A 24,272-nucleotide genomic window follows, 5' to 3' on the forward strand; every position below is an offset into this window, starting at 1 on the left:
TGCAAAAAATGCAATAGTTTGCTATGCTATTTTTAAGCAAGGAACTTGTAACAAAATTGTGTATTCGCAAAATCAGGACTGATTAAACCTCTATGAATCTTAAAATTGAAAATCCACCCGTGACCTTGCGTGAGCTATGTTTAGACAAAGTTCGCAATGCCATTATTACTGGCTATTTTCCTTCTGGAAAAAGACTGGTTGAAAGAAGCTTATGTGAAGAACTGGGCGTAAGTCGCTCTGTTGTACGGGAGGTCATTCGTTATTTAGAAGCTGAAGGCTTGGTTGAGATTTTGCCAAATAAAGGGCCAATTGTTTCTTTGCTGAACTGGGAAATTGCATCACAGATTTATGAAATTCGACTATTGCTTGAACAAAGTGCGGTTGCTGATTGCACTCGGAATCTCACCCATCAAACCACCGAAACTTTAAAAGCTTTTGTGATAGAGCTTGAACACGCTTTTGCTATAGACGACATTAATTTGATTATTTCAGTCTCATCAAAACTCTATGAAACGATTTTTACCACAGCAAAACATCATATCGCCTTGGAAGTGGTACAACGCTTAAATGGTCGTATTAGTCGACTTCGCGCAATGACAATGAATTCAACTAAACGTGAAGTTTCAGGTTTTCAACGGATCAAAAACATATGTGAAGCGATCTATTTAGATCAAGATGCTGAAAAAGCCAAACAAGCTGTTGCTGCACATATTGCTGAAGCTGCTTCAATTGCAAAAAATATTTTAAATACATAAAGGTTTAAGAAATTAAAGGATTAAAGCCATGGCTGCATACTGGATTGCGCACGTTACCATTCATAATTTAGAACAATATAAACAATACATGGCTTTAGCCCCCTTAGCGTTTGAAAAATATAATGCAAAATTTCTTGCGAGAGGTGGAAATTCTATTTGCATGGAAGGAAAATCTTATGAACGCCATGTCATTATTGAATTTGCTGATTTAGAAACAGCACAAGCTTGTTATCATTCAGAAGAATACGCTAAAGCAAGGCTTGCTCGTCAAGATTGTGCCGATGTCATGATTAGTATTGTGGAAAGCTTAAAATCGCTGGATTTATAAAGCCCAAAAATGAATGTATTAGAACTAATAAAATACTTTTCATCACAATTTACTTAAACCCACACTCTTCACCATTAGACTAAATTTTAAAAACGGTTCTTTAAATCAAAGAACCGTTTCGTAATACAGAGCCCTTAGAACTTAAAGCTATAATCTATATTTAAACGAGTTTCATTGGCTGAGTGAAAGACCATATTGGTTGGCATATCGTTTCGGTAATGAGAAAAACGTGCTCGCATGCCTAAGCCTTTTAACTTCCCTTCTGGGATTTTATAAGCTAAATCCAGCTCCATTGATTCTTCTTTAAATCGCTTATCACCATAACTAAGTAAATCAATATCTTGCCCTTTGGCATAGCGGGTCATAAAACGCAGTCCATTGAGAGAGATATCAGCAAATTTTACATTTTTAAAATCATATTCATAACGCAGTGAATAGACTTTCTCGTCTTTATTGGAATAATCCGAGCTCATAAAATCAAGCACCACTGGACTTTCTGTGCCCGATAAAAATGGTAACCCTGTCGAACCAAATGCCTGCATATAACCCAAAGACAGGGTATGGTTTTGATAATTTAAGCCAAATAATCCACTTAAATGCTGATTATCTACATGACCGATTTTTTGTTTACCTGCCTCCTGACTATTGAAAAATCGTACATCGCTTAAAAAAGTTAACTGTTCATTTAAAGGCTGTTTACCATTAAAACCTAAAAATTGCTGTTGGTAGATATCGTGCAGTTCAGCCTGATAAGCACGGATTCGATATGCATCATTGAGTTGATAAGCGCCACCAAAACTATAGAAGTAATCTGTTGTTGCTGATTGATCAAAACGGCGATTGATATTGTCCGTACCAACATCACTATAATGAATTGAATCACGCTGTCGCACTTGGTCTACGTAAAAACCTTCCAATTGCAACTTTGGAATTTCATTGGAAACAAACCGAGCACCTCGATAAGTTTGAGGGAACAAACGCGCAGGTGAAGAAAAAATCGTGGGCAATCGTGGAACCAAATCTCCCACAAAAAGCTCATTTTTTTTAAATTTTGCTTTGGCAGTCAGCCCGATTTTCCCATAATAATCATCTCGTGAATTATCTGCATTTACAGGTAATAAGTTACTCCGTGCATAGTCATCAGCTCGATCTCCAATTAAGTTAAATCCAGCCATTGCCAATACATCAACACCAAAACCAACTGTTCCATCGGTATAGCCCGATTGACCATTAAAGATGATACCTTGTGCCCAATCGCGCGCAGCAGTATAAGGATATGGATCTTGTTTATAGTCTCGGTCAAAGTAAAAATTTCTAAGCGTTAGCTCTGCACTACTGTCCGTCACTAAATCGGCATGCGCCAGAGCACTAAATAATGGGCAAAAGTATACCCACACCCACAAGGATGTTTTTTTCATTTTTTATCTCAACTATTTAATTTTTAGAGGATTAAGTTGTTGTTTTAAGCGTATAGGCTGCTTCATTTTTATGTCGATAAAATGCATTACCCAACATTAAAATAAGCACAATTGCCAAAATAAATACCACCCCGTAATATGCATAAAGTGTGGCTGGCGCTAAACCTTTATCTAAAAAAACGCCTGCAATTGTTGGTGATAAAATAGCACCAATACGTCCAAAACCAATGGCATAGCCTACGCCACGGCTACGAATATCGGCGTCGTAAATTGTAGGTGAAATAGAATATAAACCTGCAATACAACCATTAATCAGCGTTCCAAGTAATAGGCCAACAATCAATGCCACACTCACTTGGGCCGAGACAGCCACGAATAAAAACACACATGCGGCAGTTAGTCCTAGAAATAGACTTAAGGCATAGAAGATTTTGATACGGGATGCCAGCAAACCAATAATTGCTGCACCAAAGATCCCACCAATACTAATTAAAATACCTGTGGTAACCCCTTGTTCAGGCGACATTCCCATTGAAATTAAAATTTTCGGTGTCCAACTCATCACAAAATAAAAGCCAAACATTACGAGAAAGAAAGCCCCCCATAGACACAATGTTTGAAAGCCCTGTTGCCCACCAAATAATTTAGCAAAATCTCCGCCACCCTTTGCATCACTTTTTGCATAATCAGGTAAGGCATCTAGATGAGTTAAGCCCATACGCTGTAACACTGAGTTCATTCGCCCTAACGCTTGTTGCGGTCTTTTTGCCAACAAATAATCTAAGGACTCAGGCAATAACCATATACTCACCAACAGCATTGCAATGGTTGTGATCCCACCTGCAAGAAAAATCGAGCGCCAGCCTAAATGTTCAATCAGTGTCAGTGACAATATCCCACCAAGTGTGGCACCAATCCCATATCCTGTAGACATCAAACTTACCGCAAAACTTCTCCAGCGTGTATTGGCATATTCACTGGCCAAAACATTACTACTGGCAAGAATACCGCCAACCCCAATCCCTGTGACAAAACGAAGCATGGCCAACATACTATGACTATTGACAAAAGCACATGCCAGCATGCTGATTCCAGCAATCACCAAACAAATTAAGATCAGTAAACGGCGACCAATTTTATCGGCAAGTGGTGCCAGAAAAATCGAACCAGCAGCCATACCAAATAGACCAGCACTTAATAACAAACCGATTTGAGCACCAGAAAGCGACCAATCCGCTGAAACCGAAGGTGCAGTAAATGCCATAACCATGACATCAAAACCATCAATAATATTGAGGAAAACACAAATCAAAATCACAAACCATTGATAGCGGCTCATCTTATTTTGACTTATCTCTCCAAGCACATCTCTTTCCATTTGTTTATCTCCCAATCTGGATAGGATATACACACGACATTATTGAGCTGCGTCGTTGGGTGGTTATGCATATCCGTATCCATAATTACCTAGAGGAATAATTTAATTTTTAAACTCATCTTTGAACAAGAATATTTTTTTGGAGCGTCCTGCTCTATTTCATCTTGATTAATTGGATCCAAAAAATCAATAGTATTATTAAAAAATATTTACAAAATAAAAATAAAAAGCAAAATCAATTGATTTATTTAAATATTTATAAAAAAATAAATAAAGAACAGATGTATAAATTTAAAAATTACATGAAAATGGATCCATTAAATTCAATTAGCCTCTACTAAGTAAGTGACCTTATTGAGATATTAAAAAAGCCCCCTTATTCTTAAATATTTTAGTTTTCGCAATGCGAGAGGTATTCAACAAAAACACCAATTGGATCCAAAAATAAATAAAAGCACAATCAACCACATAAATATCGCAGAGATATTTTTTAAATGAAAACAGCAAAATATTGATAAAAACAAAATAAAAAAGCCTAAATAAAAGGATTTAATGATCATTTTATGGATTGACTGTTTATTTTCGTTGATATAAATTGGATCCAATAAGTGATAAGGAGTCATCACAAATGTTTATAAAAAATGCATGGTATGTTGCTTGCTATCCTGAAGATATCCAAGACAAGCCGCTTGGTCGCACCATCTGTGGTGAAAAAATTGTTTTCTATCGCGGCAAAGAAAATCAAGTTGCTGCTGTTGAAGATTTTTGTCCACATCGTGGCGCCCCATTATCATTAGGCTATGTTGAAGATGGCAATTTAGTTTGTGGTTATCATGGTTTAGTCATGGGATGCGAAGGAAAAACCATTTCTATGCCAGCTCAACGTGTAAACGGTTTCCCCTGTAATAAAGCCTATGCAGCCATAGAAAAGTTTGGTTTTATTTGGGTTTGGCCTGGTGATCAAGCTTTGGCTGATGAGTCCAAACTCCCTACACTAGAATGGGCAGATCATCCTGAGTGGAGCTATGGCGGTGGTTTATTCCATATTGATTGTGATTATCGTTTGATGGTCGACAACCTTATGGATTTGACCCATGAAACCTATGTCCATTCGAGCAGTATTGGGCAAAAAGAAATTGATGAAGCACTTCCTGTCACCAAGGTCGATGGTGATCATGTCATTACTGAACGTTATATGGAAAATGTCATCGCTCCTCCATTTTGGCAAATGGCACTTCGTTGTAATAACTTAGCAGATGATGTTGCTGTAGATCGTTGGCAACGCTGTCACTTCGTTGCTCCAAGTAATGTACATATTGAAGTGGGTGTCGCTCATGCTGGTCATGGCGGATATCATGCCCCTAAAGATAAAAAAGTGTCATCGATCGTGGTTGATTTTATTAGCCCTGAAACAGAAACCTCGCATTGGTATTTTTGGGGAATGGCACGTAATTTCCAACAAGATAACCCGACCCTCACTGATCTCATTCGCGAAGGTCAAGGCAAAATCTTTACCGAAGATTTAGAAATGCTGGAACAACAGCAACAAAATATTTTACGAAATCCCCATCGCCAGTTACTGATGCTGAATATTGATGCTGGTGGCGTACAGTCACGTAAAGTGATTGATAGATTACTGGCACAAGAAAGTACGCTCACACCTGAAACAACAAAACATAAGTTTCCAAATATTCGGGTGATTTAAAGGAGAATAAACATGGACGTTGTTATTAATAAAATTCATCAACTTACTCCATCAATTCGAGCCTTTGAATTGATTTCAAGCAATGGTTCTGCCCTTCCAAGCTTTGAGGCAGGCGCGCATATTGATGTACATCTCAAAAATGGCTTAACGCGCCAATACTCACTTTCAAACTGTTGTAGTGAAAAACACCGTTATGTGATTGGTGTTTTGCATGATGAGCATTCTAGAGGTGGTTCTCGTTGCATGCATACCGAGTACCGTGAAGGTGATCAATTACGTATTGGCGTACCACGTAACTTATTTGAAATTCATCCTCATACCCAAAAGGCAATCTTATTTGCTGGTGGTATCGGTATTACCCCGATTCTTTCAATGGCATATCGACTTAAATCCCAGCGGATCCCATTTGAGCTGCATTATTTTGTACGTAGTCATGAAATGATTGCTTTCTATGGAAATTTAACCGAACACTTTACAGGTCAGATTCATTTTCATATTCAAAATCAACCTGAAACTCAATGTGATATGTCGTCTGTCTTGGAGCAGACCACATCCGATAGATATTTATATGTTTGTGGACCAGCAGGTTTTATGGCATTTGTGATGGAGTCAGCTCAACACATGGGCTGGCAGACAGAGCAGCTACATCAAGAACACTTTGTCGCACAAAAGTCAGAGGTATCTAACAATGCTGCTTTTACCATCGAAATCAAAGGCAGTGACCGTCGAATCGAAGTACAGCCTCATCAAACAGCAACCCAAGCCTTAATTGAGAACGGTTTTGATGTCCCTGTTTCTTGTGAACAAGGTATTTGCGGAACCTGTATCACGCGTGTGCTTGCAGGAATTCCAGATCACCGTGATGTATTTATGACTGATGAAGAACATGCATTAAATAACCAGTTTACCCCCTGCTGTTCCCGAGCAAAATCTACAAGTTTGCTGATTGAATTCTAATGAAAAACAGCCCTTTGATTCGATTAAAAGAGCTGCTTAGGGTCTGTTGATATTTCTTTTCGGTTTTATTGAGACAATACATTTCTTAAGGTCTCACCCAAAACCACAACACTACTATGTTCCCGCATCAATGTTTCAGCACGCCCAGCTTGTCTATGCATTAAAGCATCGTAAATTGAACAGTGTTGTAGATGGGCATAATGTAAGCGACGATATTCTGAAAGTGCTTGAGTTTGGTCATAGGTAATGGCTTGGGCCGAGGCCATAGGCAATTGATTGTTTTTGGCTAAGGCTTGGATCAATGCAACATTTTGCGCGCCTTGAATAATGGTATCGTGAAAAATCACATTAAAGTGATGGTAACGTTCCAGGTCATGATCACCAAACTCAGTTTTTCCATCAAAAAGTTTTTCAGTTTCGACAATGCAATTTTGTAGTATTTTTTTCTGTTCTTCCGTCAAACCTTGTTCTGCAATGGTTTTAGCAGCCAGTCCTTCAAGGATGCCACGCACTTCAAGTGCATCATTGATCAGTTTTTCTGAAATTTCTCGAACCGTATAACCTCGAGTCGGATTTTTAATCAGCAAGCCTTCTTGCTCAAGCAAACGAAATGCCATACGCACAGGCTGTCTGGACACCCCAAGCAGCTCAGCCGTTGGGATCTCTGCCACTCTGGTACCGCCTTCTAGCTCTCCAGCAATAATCATTTTTCTAAGTTTAATTAAAACTTGTTGACCTGAAGACATTCACTGTCACACGCTATCAAAAATACCCTTTGATGCTAACAAGTTCATCTATAAAATGAAAACAAATTTTCGATTTGAATCTATTTGGTTTCAAGTTTCAAAAAAAGCCTGAACAGCTTTGTTGTATAAAAAAGAAAAAGAAAGCCACCTATATTTAATTAAGATTTAAAACCTTGCTCAAAATAGGTAACTTTCTATTTTTCAAAAATTAATGACTAAGCAAGTCAGAACGACTCCCCTGAACCTCATTAAATGTTTTAATTTCATAAGGTAAACCCACATAGTTTTCAGCCAATGTGGTTAAACCCGCATGTGAATCTAAAATATAACTCAATTCAGCCTGCTTAATTTTATGATCAAACTCACTTTCCGTTTCAAAACGATGCAGTAAATGCGTCATCCACCATGAAAAACGTTCTGCTTTCCACACACGTTTTAAGCATTTTTCAGAATATTCCTCGATGCCTTGTTCTGAACCATTGAGATAAAATTCAATTAAGGCATTTGACAAATAAGCGATATCAGATGCAGCTAAATTTAAACCTTTTGCCCCAGTCGGTGGAACGATATGTGCCGCATCTCCTGCTAAAAATAGTTTCCCAAATCGCATTGGTTCAGTCACAAAACTGCGTAAAGGTGCAATACTTTTTTCAATAGAAGTGCCTGTAACCAAATTTTCACGACTTTCGTCATCAAGGCGATTTTTTAACTCATCCCAAAATCGTTGGTCAGACCATTCATCGACATGATCCGTCACAGGAACTTGCAAATAATATCGGCTACGGGTTTTTGAACGCATACTACATAAAGCAAAACCACGTTCTGACTGCACATAGATTAATTCATCTGAAACAGGTGGAACATCTGCAAGTACACCTAACCAACCGAATGGATAAATCTTTTCAAAAGTTTTGATTTTATCTTGTGGCACGCTTGCACGACAGACCCCATGATAACCATCACAGCCTGCAATAAAATCACATCTAAGCTGATACGATTGACCATTTTGCTGAAAGCTAACATACGGGTTTTGCTCAAAATCATGAATTTGCACATTCTCAGCTTCATAGTAAGTACATAGACCTGCCGCTTCACGTGCATGCATTAAATCTTTTGTGACTTCCGTTTGTCCATAAACCGTAACTTGCTTCCCCTGAGTTAACTCAGATAAATCCACACGATGCTTTAAGCCATTGGTTAAAATTTCAATACCATTATGTGCTAAGCCAAACTTGTTTAGATTTTCATCCACACCCGCTTGCTTCAATAAATCAACCGATACTTGTTCAAGTATCCCTGCTCGAATACGTGCAGCTACATATTCAGCACTGCGTTGCTCAATGATCACGTGGGAGATACCTGCTTTAAACAACAGTTGTCCAAGCAGTAGCCCTGCTGGGCCTGAACCAATAATTGCCACTTGTGTCGTTAAATTTTCCATAATATTTTCTCCATATCCTGACCATTAAATTAATTTTTTTGATCTCTTTTTGATATGGTGAAAACTGGATAATCGCCGTATAGTGGCAACAATGACCGTATATCGGCCATAAAATTATAATCGGGAATGGATGAACGATGAGATACGATTTAATTGAGAACGAAGTTTCAGGTGAAACCATTAAGCAAGACGATTACATCGCTGGACTCGCCAAAGGACTAAGTTTGCTAGAAGCCTTTGGGGTTGATCGTCAAAAACTCAATTCGACTCAAATTGCGGAGCGTACAGGATTGAGCCGTACAGCGGCACGAAGATATTTACGAACTTTAAAATATTTAGGTTATTTAGAAACTGATGATCACTACTTTTGGTTAACTCACAAAGTATTACGCTTATCGAGCTCCTATTTAAGCTCTGCACATCTGCCTAAAGTTGTGCAACCTATACTCAACCTGTTAAGCGCACAAACCAGTCTGACTTTTTCGCTGGTGGTTTTAGATGAACATGAAGTTGTTCCGATTGCGCGAAGCTACTTACCTCAACATGATAATTTACGCCTCAGCCCGTATGGGATGCATTTGGGCAATCGTCTGCCTGCACATGCAACCTCAACAGGCAAGGTTTTATTGGCAGCATTGAATTTAGAAGAACAAAAACACTGGGTAAATAAATATAGTTTGAAACGCCTCACCGCTTATACCATTCAAGATGAAGTCCAGTTTTATCAAGTATTGGCAGAAATTCAAAAACAAGATTATTGTCTATCAAAAGAACAACATGAATTAGGGGTTATTGCGATTGCAGTTCCAGTATTAAATGCACAAGGCAAAGCCGTCGCTGCATTAAACTGTATTGCACAAACACATCGTGTCACTGAAGAACAACTGATTCAGCAAGTTTTGCCTTTACTGAGAAATACAGCCTATGAGTTAAGGAGTATGGTTTAAAAATACCTTGAAGAAATTTTAATGGGAACCATAATGCTTAAAGGCTAATTTTTTAAACGCATAGCTTTTAACTTGTTCATGACAGCGCAAAACAATATAAATTTATAAAACATATAGATCCATATTGATTTTTACCACCAACTTAAAAGATAATAATTATTATTCGCATATTTATAAAAATCAATTTTATGATCCAATCTATTCTTATTCAGCCAATAGCAAATCGTGTACTCAGCTCTATGACTTTGATCAGTTATAAAAATACAAACTGATGCTGCAAAACACCTGTTTCTGCTAAAAGCTTTGTCAGCCAGCAACGCAACCTGAATTGAATTTAATCTCTTTTTTTCTGTAAATCATCAGTACCCATACTTGAGCAATCAATAAGTTTACTCGACTGGGGGAATCACATCACTGTTATCGAATAGGTCATTTTTCATGTTGAAGAAAACTTCTCTCTACTTGGCGCTAGGCGTGTTGATCATGCAAATCTCAATACCTAGTTTTGCGGATAACAGCATCAAAATTGGAGAAACACACAACTTCGTGTCTTCAGTTTTAAATGAAAAAAGACCAATCCAGATCTATCTCCCTGCAACATATGGCAAATATCCTAAGCAAAAATATCCTGTGATTTATCTATTAGATAGCGAAAGTAACTTCCATTATTTGACAGGAATTGTGGAAAAATTATCGAAGTCACCTTACCCTTCGATTCCTGAAATCGTCGTTGTTGGGATCGTTAATACAGATCGTGCTCGAGACTTAACCCCAACCAAGCAAAAGCCTGAAATTAATGAAGGACGTGTAATTGAAGGTGAAACTGGCGGAAATGTCGCATTTTTTAAATTTTTAGAATCGGAGCTCATGCCTGATATTGAGAAAAAATATCGTACGAATGGGTTAAATATATTGATTGGTCATTCTTTCGGAGGTATTACCGCACTCAATCATATGCTCAATGGTCAACAAAATATCCAAGCCTATATTGTCCATGACCCTAGTATTTGGTGGGATGATGAGATCATGCTGAAACGTTTTAAGGAAGCGAACAATCAAGATTTTCAGCATAAAACTTTATTTTTAACCCAAGTTGGTGCCAGTGAAAATACAGACAGTTTAGACAACCATTACAAGGGTATCAAAAAGTTCAATCAATATTTAAGTCAACAGCCTTTTACTCAACTGAACTATAAATATGTCCAGTATGAGGGTGAAGATCACGGTACTGTGCCAATGAAAGGTAATCTTGATGGTTTGCGTTATATTTTTGAAGGTATGCGAGTCAATATTAAAGCGATCCCAGAAAACCCCAATCTTATAAAAGAACATTATGCTCAATTAAGTCAAAATTTAGGCTTTGAGATACAACCCAGTGAGGCTTATTTAGATCGTGTTTTAGACTATTTAAAGCGTTCAAACAATCCAAAAGTGATACAACAATTTCAGGACTATATCCTTTCGATCTATCCTCAATGGCGTGTTAAAACATCATCTTAAAAACGTATATGATTTAAATGTGCCACAACGATATGACCGCTTATTTAAAGTGTTCACATCGTTGTGGGTTTTCTCTTTACACACTGTTGTTTGAGATTGAATTTTTCTACACGCAAAAAATTAAATGCCTAAAGTATACAATTTTAAAGCCTTCAACCATCTACTCACTGATTGTTACTTTAATTCAAGAGAGGGAGGACAGAGGGTATCTTTAGGCTGTATTGGATTCCAGTAAAAGCTTCTTGCGACCTTTTCTTGGTCAAATAAAATTTTAAACTGACAGGTTGTAATAGTGTCATTGGTACGGTCTGCAGTTGTGAAATGGAACAAATAATTCCATTCTCTAGCTCTCCAGCCATCCTCATATTGAGGTCGACCAATCAGCGCGTAAAGTTGATCTTTGGTCATTCCTGCTCTGACTTGATTCAAGTTCTGTACATTTGGGAATGTTCCCGCTTTTTTATTTAAAATGACATCATCCACCTTGTGCCATTTCGCTTGATCGGTTTTACCCTCTTTAGAAATAATGGTTCCTGTGGCACAAGCACTCAATGTTAGGGCTATTAAACTCAATATTAATAAATTTTTCATATGTCGACTCTCACATAAATTATTGTTCTCGTTAATTTGAATCCAAAAAATGGTAAGCTAAGACACTGTTTACATGGCTAAAATGCCTTAGCTTCCCTAAACTACCATTGGATTCCAGTACCTACAGTTCCCCCAAAATCACCACGCGAGTTACCACTTCCACTCACCTTAAACACCCATCGACCATTATCTGAAATTGATGACATCCCAATCGCATACCCACTTTCTCCACGGTAAGTCCCCCCACTGATTGCCATCATACTTTTGCCTGGAATATAAGCTTGAGGTAAACCTGCTGTTGCAAGTGCTTGCGCATTGCCTGCACTGGCTCTTTTCTCTAAATCATCTATGCGACCATTGGTGTCATAAAATACTTGCTCTAAACGATCGCCTAGATTGGTAATTTTATTACCTAAATCAATATCAGCCTGATTAAGCGCACCTAAGGCATCACCTACATTATGATATGAGCCGTTATTTACATTGTAGGTTGGCGGAGTGAACTGACCATTTTCATATTTTGCGCCACCGCCTAATGATGTGGTGATGTATTGGTTTGATGTATTGAGTTGTGAACCATTAACCGCATCTTTTGAAGTGCTGGATACTTCACCTGCTGCAACATTGGTGATTTTTTTATTCCCAGCATTTATTCCATTTTGATCTATTGCAACATCACCCACTTTGACTGTGTTTGCTATGACATTATCTGCAGTAACCGTATTTGCGGTAACTGTGTTAAATTTTACGTCATCCGCTGTTGCAACCTTATATTCCTTACCTCCTAGGCTATTGGTTGTTTCAGTGACCGTCATATTCTGCCCCGCAATAACTGTAGAATGTTGCCCAGCTTTTTGGTTGATTGAGCTAATCGCATCATTAATGTTGGTTGCACCTGTCCCACCGATGTTGGTAATGGTATTGCCATCTCCGCCTTGGAACGCACCATCCCCAATAATATTGTGGATCTGGCTTCCATTCACTGCATCTTTACTACTCTGAGCAATACTCCCCTCTGCAACATTGGTGACTTTATTGCCCGCAGCATCAATACCATTTTTAGTCACACTTGGCCCGCCAGTAATGCTAAGACCATCATTATTGATTACGGTATTGCCTGCAGTCACACTGTCAACCTGGATATCTTTGGCTAATTCGACACTGACATTATTGGCATTGTTACTGATATTAATATTGCCATCTTTGTTACTAAAATCGACCGTATCGCCTGATTTAACTGGATTACTATTGGTTCCATTGGTGGTCAAATTCCAACCTTGGTTTGCTGTTTGAATACGATCGCTCACCGCTTTAAGCTGATCCTCTGTCGCAGCTTGACCACTGACAAAGTTATTTGGATTAAATGTTTTATTGGTCAGCCCACCAATAGTCCCTGTTGCACCATTCACAGTTACAGGGTTCGCACCGCCCACAATAATTTGTGTTGGTCCCATTTGGGTTTGATAAATACCATTACTTAGATTGATACTGCCTGCACCAATCCAACTACTATTATTACTTGCATCACTCACCAATGTACCATCGACGGTACTAATATTCGATTTGGCGCCATCTTTCAGTTCGACTTTGCCATCGCTGATTTTGCTTTTACCAACCGTTAAGCTTCCTGCAGAAGTAAGATCAATATTTTTTGCTAACTCGACTTGTACTTTTCCAGCTGCAACCTTGGTACTGATATTACTGTCAGCACCAATTACATCAACGCTTTCACCTAATTTCTTGTTTACTGTATTGCCATCCTGAGCGGTTAAAGCAAAACCGGCATCATTCAGTCCAGTTTGGATTTCTTTAAGCTGTTCCTCTGTGGCTGCACGACCTGTGGTAGCAAAATCTTTACCTGATGTAGTCTTATTGGTTAAACCTTCTAGAGTGCCTTTATTGGCATCAAGTACAACTTGATTGACCGTATTTTTGACGCTGATCACACCAGAACTGATCACACTTTGAGTGCTACCATCTTGTACGGTCATACCATCTTTATTCAGTACAGTGGAGTCCGTTGCTGTACCCGCAGTGACGCTATCAATATTCAGATCTTTATTTAAGCTGAAATCAATGGTTGTCGTTCCATTACTGTCATTTTTTGCACTGACATTTAAATTAGTTTCACCTGTTGCTAAACCGACATCGACCGTATCGCCTGGTTTGACTTGCGTTGTCCCCAAAATAGCATCCGTTTTGACGTTCCAGCCTTGATTGGCATTCTGAGCCACATCACTGACTTGTTTTAACTGCTCTTCAGTCGCAGCTTGTTTTTGATTGTAACTTGCATTTGGATCCCAAGTGGTATTGCTTAAACCACTCACCCGTCCTGTTGAACCATTCACTGTAACTGGATTTGCACCACCTACAAGAATTTGTGTTGGGCCGACTTGGGTTTGATAAGTGCCATTACTGACATTGATATTTCCTGCACCTAACGTACTGCTATTGCTACCATCACTGACAATTGTACTATTCACCGTACTAATATTCGATTTGCCCGCATCTTTTAATTCAACTTGACCATCTGTAATTTTACTGGTACCGACTGTTAAGCTGCCTGCAGTACTCAGATCAATATTTTTGGCGAGCTCTATTTCAACTTTGCCACCAGTGACTTTGGTGGCAATATTGCTATCGGCACCAATAACCTCAATACTTTCGCCCAATTTTTTGTTGATGGTATTGCCGTCGCCAGCCGTTAAGCCAAAGCCCGCATCATTGAGCCCAGTTTGCATCTGTTTGAGCTGTTCTTCTGTGGCCGCGCGACCGACTGTAGCAAAGTCATTACTGGATGTGGTTGTATTGCTTAGGCCTGTAATTGTTCCTGTATTACCATTGACTGTTATTGGATTTCCACCTGTGGCAGGTCCAATCTTGACCACTGGCTCAAGCCCAAAGCTAATGCCATTATTGCCTGTGTTGGTAATTTTAATGTTGCCATCGATTGCACTAAAATCAACATTTTCACCGAGACCAATCGTATCTTTTGCTGCACTGTCAGCATTTGCACTAATGCTAAATCCTTTATCGATAATCTGTTTAATCTGGCTCCCATTTACAGCATCCATAGAGCTATCACTAATATCACCCAATGCAACATTGGTAATTTTATTGGTCCCCGCATTGATTCCTGTCACGGTCACACTTGGTGAATTCGGCACAGCACCGCCACTTGCGTTTACAAAAGTTAAGCCTTTGCTATCGATCACTGTGCCACTCGCATTTACACTATCGAGCTGAATATCTTTAGCGAGTTTAATGGTTAGTTTATTGTCGGTACTGTCTGCAACTACACCGATGTTATTGTCGGTTAAATTACTCGCAACAGATTCACCACCGACAATACTCAAGCGTTGCCCCAATCTACGATCGACATTCACACCGGCATTATCTCCAGCAAATGTAATGGGTGTTGCCAATTGATCCTCAGTTGCAGCGCGCCCAGATAAATAGTTACTCGGATCAAAAGTGGTATTGGTTAATCCTGTAATCGTGCCATTTTTGCCATTAATGGCAATGTTTGCCCCACCTGGAAGTCCGCCCACATTAACGATTTCTGCAAGTTTTAGATCGACATTTGCACCAGTGTGACCAATGGCTAGATTGCCATCACTATTTGAAAAATCGACTGTATCCGTGGCTGCAATATTTGTAGTGCCTGTAGCGTCTTTGTTGGTGGTTAAATTCCAACCTTTATTGGCATTTTCAGCCACCTCATTGACTAACTTAAGCTGTTCTTCTGTTGCTGCACGCCCCATTTTGGCAAAGTCTGATTCAGTTAAAGTTTTATTGGTCAGCCCTGTCAAAGTACCTGTCGTGCCACTTAACACAACATTATTGCTCGCATTTTTTAAGTTAATGCTATTGGCATTTATGCTATTACTGCTTGCCCCTGCAGTAATCACTGTCTGAGTGGAGGTGCTGATATTACTATTATTGGTGCTGTCTTTAATTTCCACCTGCCCATCTGTAATTTTGGAAGTGCCGACGCTTAAGCTTCCTTGAGCGGTCAGGTTGACATCTTTGGCCAATTTTAATTGCAAAGTATCGGTACCATTACTTACAACCCCAAGATTGCCATCTGTAAGTACCCCAGTTGCTCCACCAGTGAGCTTTAATTGCTCACCCAATTTACGCTCTACTTTCGCGCCAGTGTCTCCGGCAAAGCTTAATGGCGTCTCTGCTAAATCGGTAATGGCTTGATTGGTTTGATATAATTGACTGCCATTAATTGCATCTGTACTTGAGCTACTGATACGCCCAGCAGCGACATTGACAATGGTTCGTTCAGCACCGACATCCCCGACACTTACACTAGAAGATGCAGCGGGAGCTCCTGCAAAATCATAGGTTTTGCCATTAATTGTGGCTGATTTGGTTGCCACATAAGCTGCCGAAACTGAGTGATTTCCTAAAACCACAGCATTTTCATGTGATGCTGTTGCAGACTTACCCAATACAGTTGCGCCTTTCGCACTCACCGAAGCACTATTTCCGATTGCGACCGCATCCTCTTGAAGTGCATTGGTTCCTGTACCCACCGCAATTGAATTTAAAGCATTTGCATTGGATTGTTTGCCAAGTGCAATCGCATTGATTCCATTTGAAGTTGCATTATTGCCTATCGCAGTGGCATCTTTAGCACGACTTACACTGTTGACACCAAACGCTATCGCATTTTCACCCGCACTTTCTGCGTTTTGACCAATTGCCGTGGCTTTTGCTGCATAGCTTTTTGCTTGAGAGCCTATTGCCAAACCATCTTGAGAAGTACTGTTTGCATCTGAACCTATTGCAGTAGAATTCGCACCCGAAGCTTTAGCATTATCTCCATAGGCCATACTGTCTTCAGCAGTTGCTGTGGCAAAGCGTCCTAATGCAACACTCTGCGCACCATTGGCTTTAGACTGATAACCAATTGCCGTCGCATTATCTCCCTGAGACAATGCTTGGCGACCAATTGCAATCCCTTGATCTGCGGAATTAACTTCAGCATCACTCCCTACAACGACCGCATAGTTTGACTTGGTGCCGTCCGCCTCAGAACCATTCCCTATAACAATACTATCTTCGCCACGGCTTTCTGCGCTTTTCCCCATCGCAATATTATTTGTACCTGTGGCAATCGAAGAATCACCGATTGAAATTGAGGAAACCCCTACTGAACCCGCACCCGCACCAATCGCAACTGATTTTTCTCTTGCTACAATCACATTACTACCTAAAGCAACACTCCCCGCTGCAAGGGAAGATGTACTGGCACTCGGGCCAATTGCTAAAGAATTGTCGCCATTTGCCCCTGTATTGTTTTTATTATTGATATCCGTGGTATTTACTGAAAAGTATTGTGGTCCTGCTTCCGCAACAGCTGTTTTTAATTGCCCAAAATTCACCGCTGAGGACAGATCATTTTCATCGCCTTTTACGTTGCGAATAATCGTTCCATCAGTACCGACTAAATTCACAACTGATTTGTCTGAGTTATACAACACAGCATCAGGTACTACGCCACCAATCTGTCCCGTACCCAGTAAATCAAAAGCATCTTGAATTGTTGTTGGAAGCTTACTGGTATTTCCAGAGGAGTCTTTAACATTGACTTGGATTAAAGGTAAAGTACCTCCACTTCCAATAGTTGCAGGATTACCTTTTGCATCCGTTGCGCCCATCACACGGATAATGTCATTTTGTAATGCTTTAATCTGATTGACCGTCACCGCATCTTGCAAGTCAGAACCATCGGCAACATTGGTAATTCGACGTTGCTCATTTTTATTCCCGACCGAAACAATGTTAAAACCTCCCACACCACCAGAGACGTTGGTGATATAGCCATTTCCAAGTGAGTTATTTTGCGCAATACTTCCAGAACCTAATGCCACATCACTTTGACCCGCCAAAGAATCCAAGCCAATTGCAACCCCTGAAGTGCCTGTCACAATTGAATCATAACCAAGTGCAACACCGCCTTGAGCAACACTTGCTCGTGTTCCAACAGCTACACCTAAACTTTCAGTAAATGTTGCCGCACCGATCGCAACTGAGCTTTGTACGGTAGCGTTTCTATCTTTATTGCTGCCAAAACCAATTGAAATATTCTGATTACCCGATAAGTTTGTTCCTGCATCGCTACCTAAAGCGATATTGTAATCAGAACTTGTTGAGTTGACTGTTGAATTGCTACCCGCACCAACCCCTATCGCAATCGATTGGTTACCACTAATATTTTGTCCTGCATTTGCTCCAACGGCGATATGCCCATTGCGGTCAAATGTACCAGAACCAATAGAACCTACTCCTGCAGCACTACCAATTGAAACACCATTAACCACACTAGATTTTGCGCCATCACCTAATGCAATTGAACTCGTGCCTCCTGAAGTCGCTTGATTTCCGATTGCGACACTCGCAGTTCCACTTGCAGACACTGAATTTCCGATCGCATTGGCATTGGTGGCAGCAGATGCTGAGGTTCCTATCGCATTGGCATTGGTTCCCACGGCATTTGCACCCTGACCGATTGCATTTGAATGCGTTCCTGTTGCTATCGCAGCATCCCCAATCGCAATACTTGAAGGCCCACCTGCTAATGCAGAAGACCCCAATGCAACACTTTTATCGCCAACAGACATATTGGCGCCATTTTGCAAAGCTGTAAGGAATTGATTCACTTGCGTTGCAGAGACAGCAACCCCATTAATTTCAGTAATAGTGCTGGGATCCGTTCCCATTGCGGTGACAGGAATACCATTGATTGCAATCAGTTGCGTATTGGATACGTTATAAGTCGGGGTCAATGCTCTCGCTTGACCACCATTTCCGATAGAAGTTGAATTGGCGCCAAGTGCGCCTGTTTCTTTACCAAAAGCAATAGAATAATCATTGATGGCATTGGCTGTATTTCCGACAGCAATACTGTTGAGTCCTGTAGCATTTGAGAGATGACCGATAGCGATTGATAGTTCACCTTCAGATTTTGCCACAGGGCCTATAGCAAGAGAATTTAAACCATTGGCTTGTGAATCAACAAGCGATGAGTTGGTGTGGAAATATTTGATACCTTGACCACTTTGGAAAAGTAAATCATTCACTTGCCCGCCTGTCACTGCATCTGTAGATCCTGCAGCAATACTACCGTTGGCTAAATTTGTGAGCTTATCGCCACCTAGGTCTAAACCATTTGCTGTACTGGTCAATACAGTATTATTTGCAGAATCACCAATTTTTACCGAGTTAAACTCAGGATCATCCACAGTAGAAATTGAAATATTCGTACCCGTATTGGTTACAGCAATATTTTTACCATTCACAAAATTCACAGTATCTGTAGCTTTTACGGCGCTAGACGTCCCACCATTGCTTTGTATATTCCAAGTTTGATTCTTCAGCGAATTCAAATCCGTCGCAGATGCCTTGCTATTTAATCCTGTGTTTACATCATTGACCTGATTATTCAAGCTATTGAAATCCGACTTTGACACTTTCGTCGCTAGCCCTGTGCTTGAATCATTCACTTGGTTATTTAAGCTATCAAAATCAACCTGTGATACCTTAGTGACCAACCCCGTAGAAGTATTATTAACTTGATCATCCAGGGTATTTAAATCATTTTTTGTTTGATTTAAATCAGTATTTACTGTTGTTAATGAAACACCATTTGCAACCACATCTCCAGTTGCAGTTAAACTACCATTTACATTTAAACTCTCATTAATATCTTGCGCCAAAATAGCATTTGAATTAACAATAAATAATAAAAACATCGAACCTTTCACAATTTTATTAATTTTCGATTTCTTATTACCTTTTACAATTTCAGATACTACAACCCAGCTTCCCACTGTAGTATTCCAGACCAATTTATACACTTTATTCATGATATATATACCTGCATTTATAATGATGTTTTGATTTATTAATTACTTTTCAAATAAAATGCACAATATATTTATATTTTTCCATACTGTTTACCAAACGATACACTTTGCTAACACCAGAAAAACAAATATCTAATACCAAAATAAATAATTTATTAATTTCAATAATTTACATTGAAATAATCATCAATACAAGCACCTTGTAAATACAAAAAAATTTGTTTATTTTTTTTAAATTTATTTTTTAAATAAATTAAATTTTAATAAAAAATTATCAATCAAAAAATCTCATTAAAAATAAATAAGCAAGTAAAAGGCACTATGATAATTAAAATATTTATTATTTAAGCATAATTTAATATTCACCATATTTGGTATATTCTTTAAATAAATAAAAAAACCATGAAATAATATATTTCAAATATGGATATTTTACACAACCTCGGCTGATATAGTATTTTTCATTGAACGCAAAAAAATGAACACTCAATTCATAATCAAATATAGATTAAATAATAAAGGTGGGGCCGTAAAATGATTGAATGGCTACAAGGTGAATTAAAACATAGTCCTGAAATCCTATTATTTTTATCCTTAGCAATAGGGTTTTGGATCGGTCAGTTTCAATTTGGAAAGTTTCAATTTGGTGGTGTTGCAGGATCATTACTTGTCGCTGTTATTCTAAGTCTTATTGGCGTACCAATCGACAATGGTGTAAAAGCGATTCTTTTTGCTTTATTTATTTACGCAGTCGGTTTTGAAAGTGGCCCACAGTTTTTTAAATCGCTTGGGCCACAATCCATTAAAGAAATTTTGCTGGCTATTTTTATGGCTGTATGTGGACTCATTACAGTCTTAGTCATGGCAAAAATCTTTAATCTAGATAAAGGCTTAGCAGCAGGTTTGGCTGCAGGTGGGATGACCCAGTCTGCGATTATTGGTACGGCGGGCGATGCGATTTCTCGCCTAGACTTACCACTTGCAGAAATTCAGAAACTTCAAGCCAATGTTGCGATTGGATATGCCGTGACCTATATTTTTGGTTCTTTAGGCGCAATTATTGTCTGTGTGAATATCTTGCCAAAATTTATGGGGCGAGAAATTCATGATGATGCTTTGAAAGCGCAAGCGGAACAGTTAAAAGGTGCATTTGAACTGGCACCTGGTCAAGAATTGGCTATGCCTGAAATTGTTGGTCGTATTTACAAAGTCAAACAAGCATCAGGACACACCATTGCCGAACTCGAAACACAAGTACCGAGCGTCACCATTGAACGATTAAAACGCAAAGATCAATTTATTGATGTTGCGCCAGAAATTACCTTAGAGAAAGATGATGTTGTTCTGGTCGTTGGTCGCAGGGCAAGTATCGTTTCCATTGCCGAGTTTATTGGATCTGAGTTGCAATCCTCACAAGGCATGGAAATGATCATGGACACCACAGATGTCATATTACGAAACTCAAAATATGCCAACCGTACTCTTGGCGATATCAAAGCCAATACCCCAGATTACTTAAAGCATGGCATTTATGTGCTGGCAATTAAACGTAACAGTGAAGCGCAAGCATTAAGTGATGATACAGTCCTGCGTCAAGGCGATGTGGTCACCGTATATGGAACTAAAAGTGATCTTGAACGCTTAGTCAAAGAAGCGGGTAAAGCTTTACCAGAAAGCTTAAAAACAGACTGGATTTTCCATGGTGCAGGTTTAGTTGTTGGTTTAGTCATTGGCCTCTTTGTTGTCCGTATTGGAGATGTTCCTTTAACCCTTGGTGCAGGTGGTGGTGCGCTGTTATCAGGTCTGTTATTTGGTTGGCTACGTAGCCGTAACCAAGTCCACGGCAATATGCCTTTAGCCGCTTCTCAACTTCTCAAAGATTTAGGTCTTGCTGGTTTTGTTGCTGCTGTCGGTTTGCAATCAGGTTTACAGGCCATTCAAACCATTAAAGAAAGTGGCTTGTCCCTGTTTATGATCGGAGTGGTGGTCACGCTAGTACCGCTAATTCTTTCAATGCTGTTTGCCCGTTATGTACTCCGTTATAACAATGTCGCCGTAATGGCTGGAGCATTAACTGGCTCACGCAGTGCAAATCCCGCTTTTGGTGGCGTACTCGACAAAGCTGGAAACTCAATTCCGACCGTCCCATTTGCAATTACCTATGCACTCGCAAATGTATTTTTAACCTTGCTTGGCCCTCTAATTGTCGGTTTAGCATAAATAATTTTATAAATTTCAAACTCATTCACTTCAAGATAATTAAGGAGACTTCCCATGGGGAACGTTGATTATTCAAAATACGCAAAACTAAGCCCATTTGAACTCAAAGATGAATTGATTGCTTTAGCACAAAGCCATACTGACCGTATGATGCTCAATGCGGGACGAGGCAATCCAAACTTTCTGGCAACTGTTCCACGCCGTGCCTTTTTCCAATTGGGTTTATTTTCTGCCACTGAATCAGAATTTTCTTTTTCCTATATGCCAGAAGGGCTTGGTGGATTTCCGCGTGCAGAAGGATTGCAATCACGCTTTGACCACTTCATCCTAGAAAATCGTGACAAGCCAGGTGTTGTTTTTTTGGGTAAAGCAATTTCTTATGTTCGTGACCAATTGGGACTCGATCCTGATGCATTCTTACTCGAAATGGTCGAAGGTATACTTGGCTGTAATTATCCTGTCCCAGATCGAATGCTAAGAGTCAGCGAAAAGATTATTAAAGAATACGTTTTACGTGAAATGGGCGTACAAGGTATGCCTAAAGAAGAACTCGATTTATTTGCAGTGGAAGGTGGTACAGCTGCAATGGCTTATATTTTTAATTCATTAAAAGAAAATAAAATTATTTCACATGGTGATCGTATTGCCATAGGTTCGCCTATTTTTACCCCTTATCTCGAAATTCCAAAACTCAACGATTATCAGCTCGAAGAAGTACTCATCAAGGCTGATCCTAATCTTGGTTGGCAATACCCTGAATCCGAATTACGCAAATTAGAAGATCCATCGATTAAAGCATTTTTCTTGGTGAATCCAAGCAACCCACCTTCGGTTAAAATGAGTGATGAAGGTTTAGCGATTTTGGCTGATATTGTTAAAAAACGTCCTGACCTGATTATTTTAACAGATGATGTTTATGGCACATTTGCAGATAACTTTAAATCCTTGTTTGCAATTTGCCCTGACAATACCATTCTGGTTTATTCTTTCTCTAAATATTTTGGTGCAACTGGTTGGAGACTTGGGGTCATTGCCTTGAGTAATCATAATATTTTAGATAAAAAAATTGCGGCGCTTTCTAAAAAAGACAAGAAAGAACTCGAAGAACGTTACTCATCCCTCACCACAGATCCATCTAGTATTAAGTTTATTGATCGCCTTGTTGCCGATAGCCGTAATGTTGCCTTAAATCACACGGCTGGATTATCCACACCTCAACAAGTACAAATGGTTCTTTTTGCTTTATTTAATATGATGGATTCTCGCCAAAGCTATAAAAAAGCAGTGAAATCTGTAGTTCGAGAACGTGATGCTGCGCTTTATAGACAGCTTGGGGTTGAAGTCCCACAAGATCCGAATGCAGTCGATTACTATACCTTGGTCAATTTAGAAAATACCTCACGGAAACTATATGGTGATGCATTTGCTGATTGGGTGATGAAAAATAAGAATCCAACAGAATTACTTTTCAGAGTTGCTGATGAAACAGGTGTAGTACTACTTCCAGGTTCAGGTTTTGGTGTTCAACATCCTTCTGCACGCGCCTCGCTTGCCAACTTAAATGAATTCCAATATGCAGCAATCGGGACTTCATTACGAAAATTTGCTGAAGAAGCTTATCTGGAATATAAAAAAGTCAGCAAAAAGAATAAATGAGTATAAATAGATTAAGTATTTGTTTTAAAAAAAGATCGCATTAATGCGATCTTTTTTGTTTGCGAATAGCTAACCAAGTTAAGCTCTATTTACTTGTAGTTATCAAATCTCATCACAGTATTTAAACAGTCTTAATTCTGCACTTTACATTTTATTGCTTTTGCAGGAGTAATATTGGTCGCTGAAACTAATTGAGTTGAATCAAAACCTTCAGTTTCCTCTATAAATAAATGATAGTCTTTAATTTGAATCGTTGCCTGTCCCTCATATTGGCAATAACCTTTTTTAATATTGTCTGGTAACTTAAAAGTCTTTTTTGCTGCATCAAAGTTGCTAAAGCAAAACCAGACATCTCGTGTATCACCTTTTGGGCGTGGAATAAGTGCAGCTGATGTTTTGTTAGGTTCAAAGCAAATATCATCGCCCATATAATCCAAATATTCAGGGTCTAAATTACGTGAAAATTTTCCAGTTAAAGTGGCTAGTCCCTGATAATTTTTAAAACCAGACGCGGTGTTTGTGTATTTAAAGCTTTGTGCTTGTGCAAATACTGGCAATATCCCTAAGGCAATCACTAAAATTTTGTTCATCATCATCCTAATCTACATTTTATAAAGTGCAAAATTTGCAGTAATTTTACCCAATATTAACAAATAAAAGAACCACTTAGACATCTATAACAACAGCCTTTTGCTCAACAGCTTGGCTTGTTCAATTTGCTGTGTGGTCACCATAAGCTTTGGATAA

15 protein-coding genes are annotated in these 24,272 nt (G+C 39.2%); 8 read left to right on the forward strand and 7 right to left on the reverse strand.

The annotated features are described in order from the left end of the window. Window positions 1–92: 92 nt before the first annotated feature. Window positions 93–755 (forward strand): GntR family transcriptional regulator, encoded by a 663-nt coding sequence (locus AC07WY_RS08510; RefSeq protein ID WP_494736148.1) that lies wholly within the window; start codon window positions 93–95, stop codon window positions 753–755. A gap of 28 nt (window positions 756–783) precedes the next feature. Next, a complete protein-coding gene (locus AC07WY_RS08515; RefSeq protein WP_262086749.1) occupies window positions 784–1,083 on the forward strand; it encodes a DUF1330 domain-containing protein in 300 nt (99 codons plus the stop codon). A 134-nt stretch (window positions 1,084–1,217) separates the two neighbouring features. Here the strand turns inward: AC07WY_RS08515 and AC07WY_RS08520 are convergent, their stop codons facing one another. Together AC07WY_RS08520 and AC07WY_RS08525 are read right to left on the reverse strand one after the other, a co-directional pair. Further along, window positions 1,218–2,501: an OprD family outer membrane porin gene (locus AC07WY_RS08520; protein WP_494736149.1), complete on the reverse strand. Its 1,284-nt coding sequence runs from the start codon at window positions 2,499–2,501 to the stop codon at window positions 1,218–1,220. 31 nt (window positions 2,502–2,532) lie between these two features. Then, on the reverse strand, window positions 2,533–3,879 hold the full coding sequence (locus AC07WY_RS08525) for an MFS transporter (protein ID WP_270385000.1): 1,347 nt from the start codon (window positions 3,877–3,879) through the stop codon (window positions 2,533–2,535). Between the two features lie 628 nt (window positions 3,880–4,507). On the opposite strand from AC07WY_RS08525, the gene AC07WY_RS08530 reads away from it, so the two are divergent. Both AC07WY_RS08530 and AC07WY_RS08535 read left to right on the forward strand, forming a co-directional pair. Beyond that, the gene (locus AC07WY_RS08530) at window positions 4,508–5,584 is read left to right on the forward strand and encodes an aromatic ring-hydroxylating dioxygenase subunit alpha (RefSeq protein ID WP_262086752.1); all 1,077 of its coding nucleotides are present in this window, start codon (window positions 4,508–4,510) and stop codon (window positions 5,582–5,584) included. Window positions 5,585–5,596: 12 nt separating this feature from the next. Beyond that, complete coding sequence (locus tag AC07WY_RS08535; protein WP_494736150.1) at window positions 5,597–6,541, forward strand: PDR/VanB family oxidoreductase; 945 nt, start codon at window positions 5,597–5,599, stop codon at window positions 6,539–6,541. A gap of 65 nt (window positions 6,542–6,606) precedes the next feature. On the opposite strand, the gene AC07WY_RS08540 is transcribed toward AC07WY_RS08535, so the two are convergent. Further along, window positions 6,607–7,287, reverse strand: a complete 681-nt coding sequence (locus AC07WY_RS08540) for a GntR family transcriptional regulator (RefSeq protein WP_494736151.1) — start codon at window positions 7,285–7,287, stop codon at window positions 6,607–6,609. A 208-nt stretch (window positions 7,288–7,495) separates the two neighbouring features. Beyond that, window positions 7,496–8,728: a 4-hydroxybenzoate 3-monooxygenase gene (gene pobA / locus AC07WY_RS08545; RefSeq protein ID WP_494736152.1), complete on the reverse strand. Its 1,233-nt coding sequence runs from the start codon at window positions 8,726–8,728 to the stop codon at window positions 7,496–7,498. Window positions 8,729–8,865: 137 nt separating this feature from the next. Between pobA and AC07WY_RS08550 the strand changes: the two genes are divergently transcribed. After that, the gene (locus tag AC07WY_RS08550) at window positions 8,866–9,675 is read left to right on the forward strand and encodes an IclR family transcriptional regulator domain-containing protein (protein WP_056513343.1); all 810 of its coding nucleotides are present in this window, start codon (window positions 8,866–8,868) and stop codon (window positions 9,673–9,675) included. A gap of 438 nt (window positions 9,676–10,113) precedes the next feature. Then, window positions 10,114–11,175 (forward strand): alpha/beta hydrolase, encoded by a 1,062-nt coding sequence (locus tag AC07WY_RS08555; RefSeq protein WP_494736153.1) that lies wholly within the window; start codon window positions 10,114–10,116, stop codon window positions 11,173–11,175. 174 nt (window positions 11,176–11,349) lie between these two features. Here AC07WY_RS08555 and AC07WY_RS08560 read toward each other — a convergent pair whose 3' ends face one another. After that, on the reverse strand, window positions 11,350–11,766 hold the full coding sequence (locus tag AC07WY_RS08560; RefSeq protein WP_419336334.1) for an outer membrane protein assembly factor BamE: 417 nt from the start codon (window positions 11,764–11,766) through the stop codon (window positions 11,350–11,352). Window positions 11,767–11,867: 101 nt separating this feature from the next. Next, complete coding sequence (locus AC07WY_RS08565) at window positions 11,868–19,649, reverse strand: YadA-like family protein (RefSeq protein WP_494736154.1); 7,782 nt, start codon at window positions 19,647–19,649, stop codon at window positions 11,868–11,870. 534 nt (window positions 19,650–20,183) lie between these two features. Between AC07WY_RS08565 and aspT the strand changes: the two genes are divergently transcribed. Further along, a complete protein-coding gene (gene aspT / locus AC07WY_RS08570) occupies window positions 20,184–21,869 on the forward strand; it encodes an aspartate-alanine antiporter (protein ID WP_004817270.1) in 1,686 nt (561 codons plus the stop codon). 54 nt (window positions 21,870–21,923) lie between these two features. Further along, window positions 21,924–23,525: a bifunctional aspartate transaminase/aspartate 4-decarboxylase gene (locus AC07WY_RS08575; RefSeq protein WP_096734966.1), complete on the forward strand. Its 1,602-nt coding sequence runs from the start codon at window positions 21,924–21,926 to the stop codon at window positions 23,523–23,525. Between the two features lie 131 nt (window positions 23,526–23,656). On the opposite strand, the gene AC07WY_RS08580 is transcribed toward AC07WY_RS08575, so the two are convergent. Further along, a complete protein-coding gene (locus AC07WY_RS08580; RefSeq protein ID WP_262087520.1) occupies window positions 23,657–24,115 on the reverse strand; it encodes a hypothetical protein in 459 nt (152 codons plus the stop codon). Between the last annotated feature and the right edge of the window lie 157 nt (window positions 24,116–24,272).

This window comes from Acinetobacter sp. GW821-FHT01C12 (genome assembly GCF_059422625.1).

Coding starts and splice junctions, on each gene's coding strand:
- AC07WY_RS08510 (WP_494736148.1), top strand. CDS start 93: ATGAATCTTAAAATTGAAAATCCACCCGTGACCTTGCGTGAGCTATGT.
- AC07WY_RS08575 (WP_096734966.1), top strand. CDS start 21,924: ATGGGGAACGTTGATTATTCAAAATACGCAAAACTAAGCCCATTTGAA.
- AC07WY_RS08540 (WP_494736151.1), bottom strand. CDS start 7,287: ATGTCTTCAGGTCAACAAGTTTTAATTAAACTTAGAAAAATGATTATT.
- AC07WY_RS08580 (WP_262087520.1), bottom strand. CDS start 24,115: ATGAACAAAATTTTAGTGATTGCCTTAGGGATATTGCCAGTATTTGCA.
- AC07WY_RS08555 (WP_494736153.1), top strand. CDS start 10,114: ATGTTGAAGAAAACTTCTCTCTACTTGGCGCTAGGCGTGTTGATCATG.
- AC07WY_RS08530 (WP_262086752.1), top strand. CDS start 4,508: ATGTTTATAAAAAATGCATGGTATGTTGCTTGCTATCCTGAAGATATC.
- aspT (WP_004817270.1), top strand. CDS start 20,184: ATGATTGAATGGCTACAAGGTGAATTAAAACATAGTCCTGAAATCCTA.
- AC07WY_RS08565 (WP_494736154.1), bottom strand. CDS start 19,649: ATGAATAAAGTGTATAAATTGGTCTGGAATACTACAGTGGGAAGCTGG.
- AC07WY_RS08550 (WP_056513343.1), top strand. CDS start 8,866: ATGAGATACGATTTAATTGAGAACGAAGTTTCAGGTGAAACCATTAAG.
- AC07WY_RS08515 (WP_262086749.1), top strand. CDS start 784: ATGGCTGCATACTGGATTGCGCACGTTACCATTCATAATTTAGAACAA.
- AC07WY_RS08520 (WP_494736149.1), bottom strand. CDS start 2,501: ATGAAAAAAACATCCTTGTGGGTGTGGGTATACTTTTGCCCATTATTT.
- AC07WY_RS08535 (WP_494736150.1), top strand. CDS start 5,597: ATGGACGTTGTTATTAATAAAATTCATCAACTTACTCCATCAATTCGA.
- AC07WY_RS08525 (WP_270385000.1), bottom strand. CDS start 3,879: ATGGAAAGAGATGTGCTTGGAGAGATAAGTCAAAATAAGATGAGCCGC.
- AC07WY_RS08560 (WP_419336334.1), bottom strand. CDS start 11,766: ATGAAAAATTTATTAATATTGAGTTTAATAGCCCTAACATTGAGTGCT.
- pobA (WP_494736152.1), bottom strand. CDS start 8,728: ATGGAAAATTTAACGACACAAGTGGCAATTATTGGTTCAGGCCCAGCA.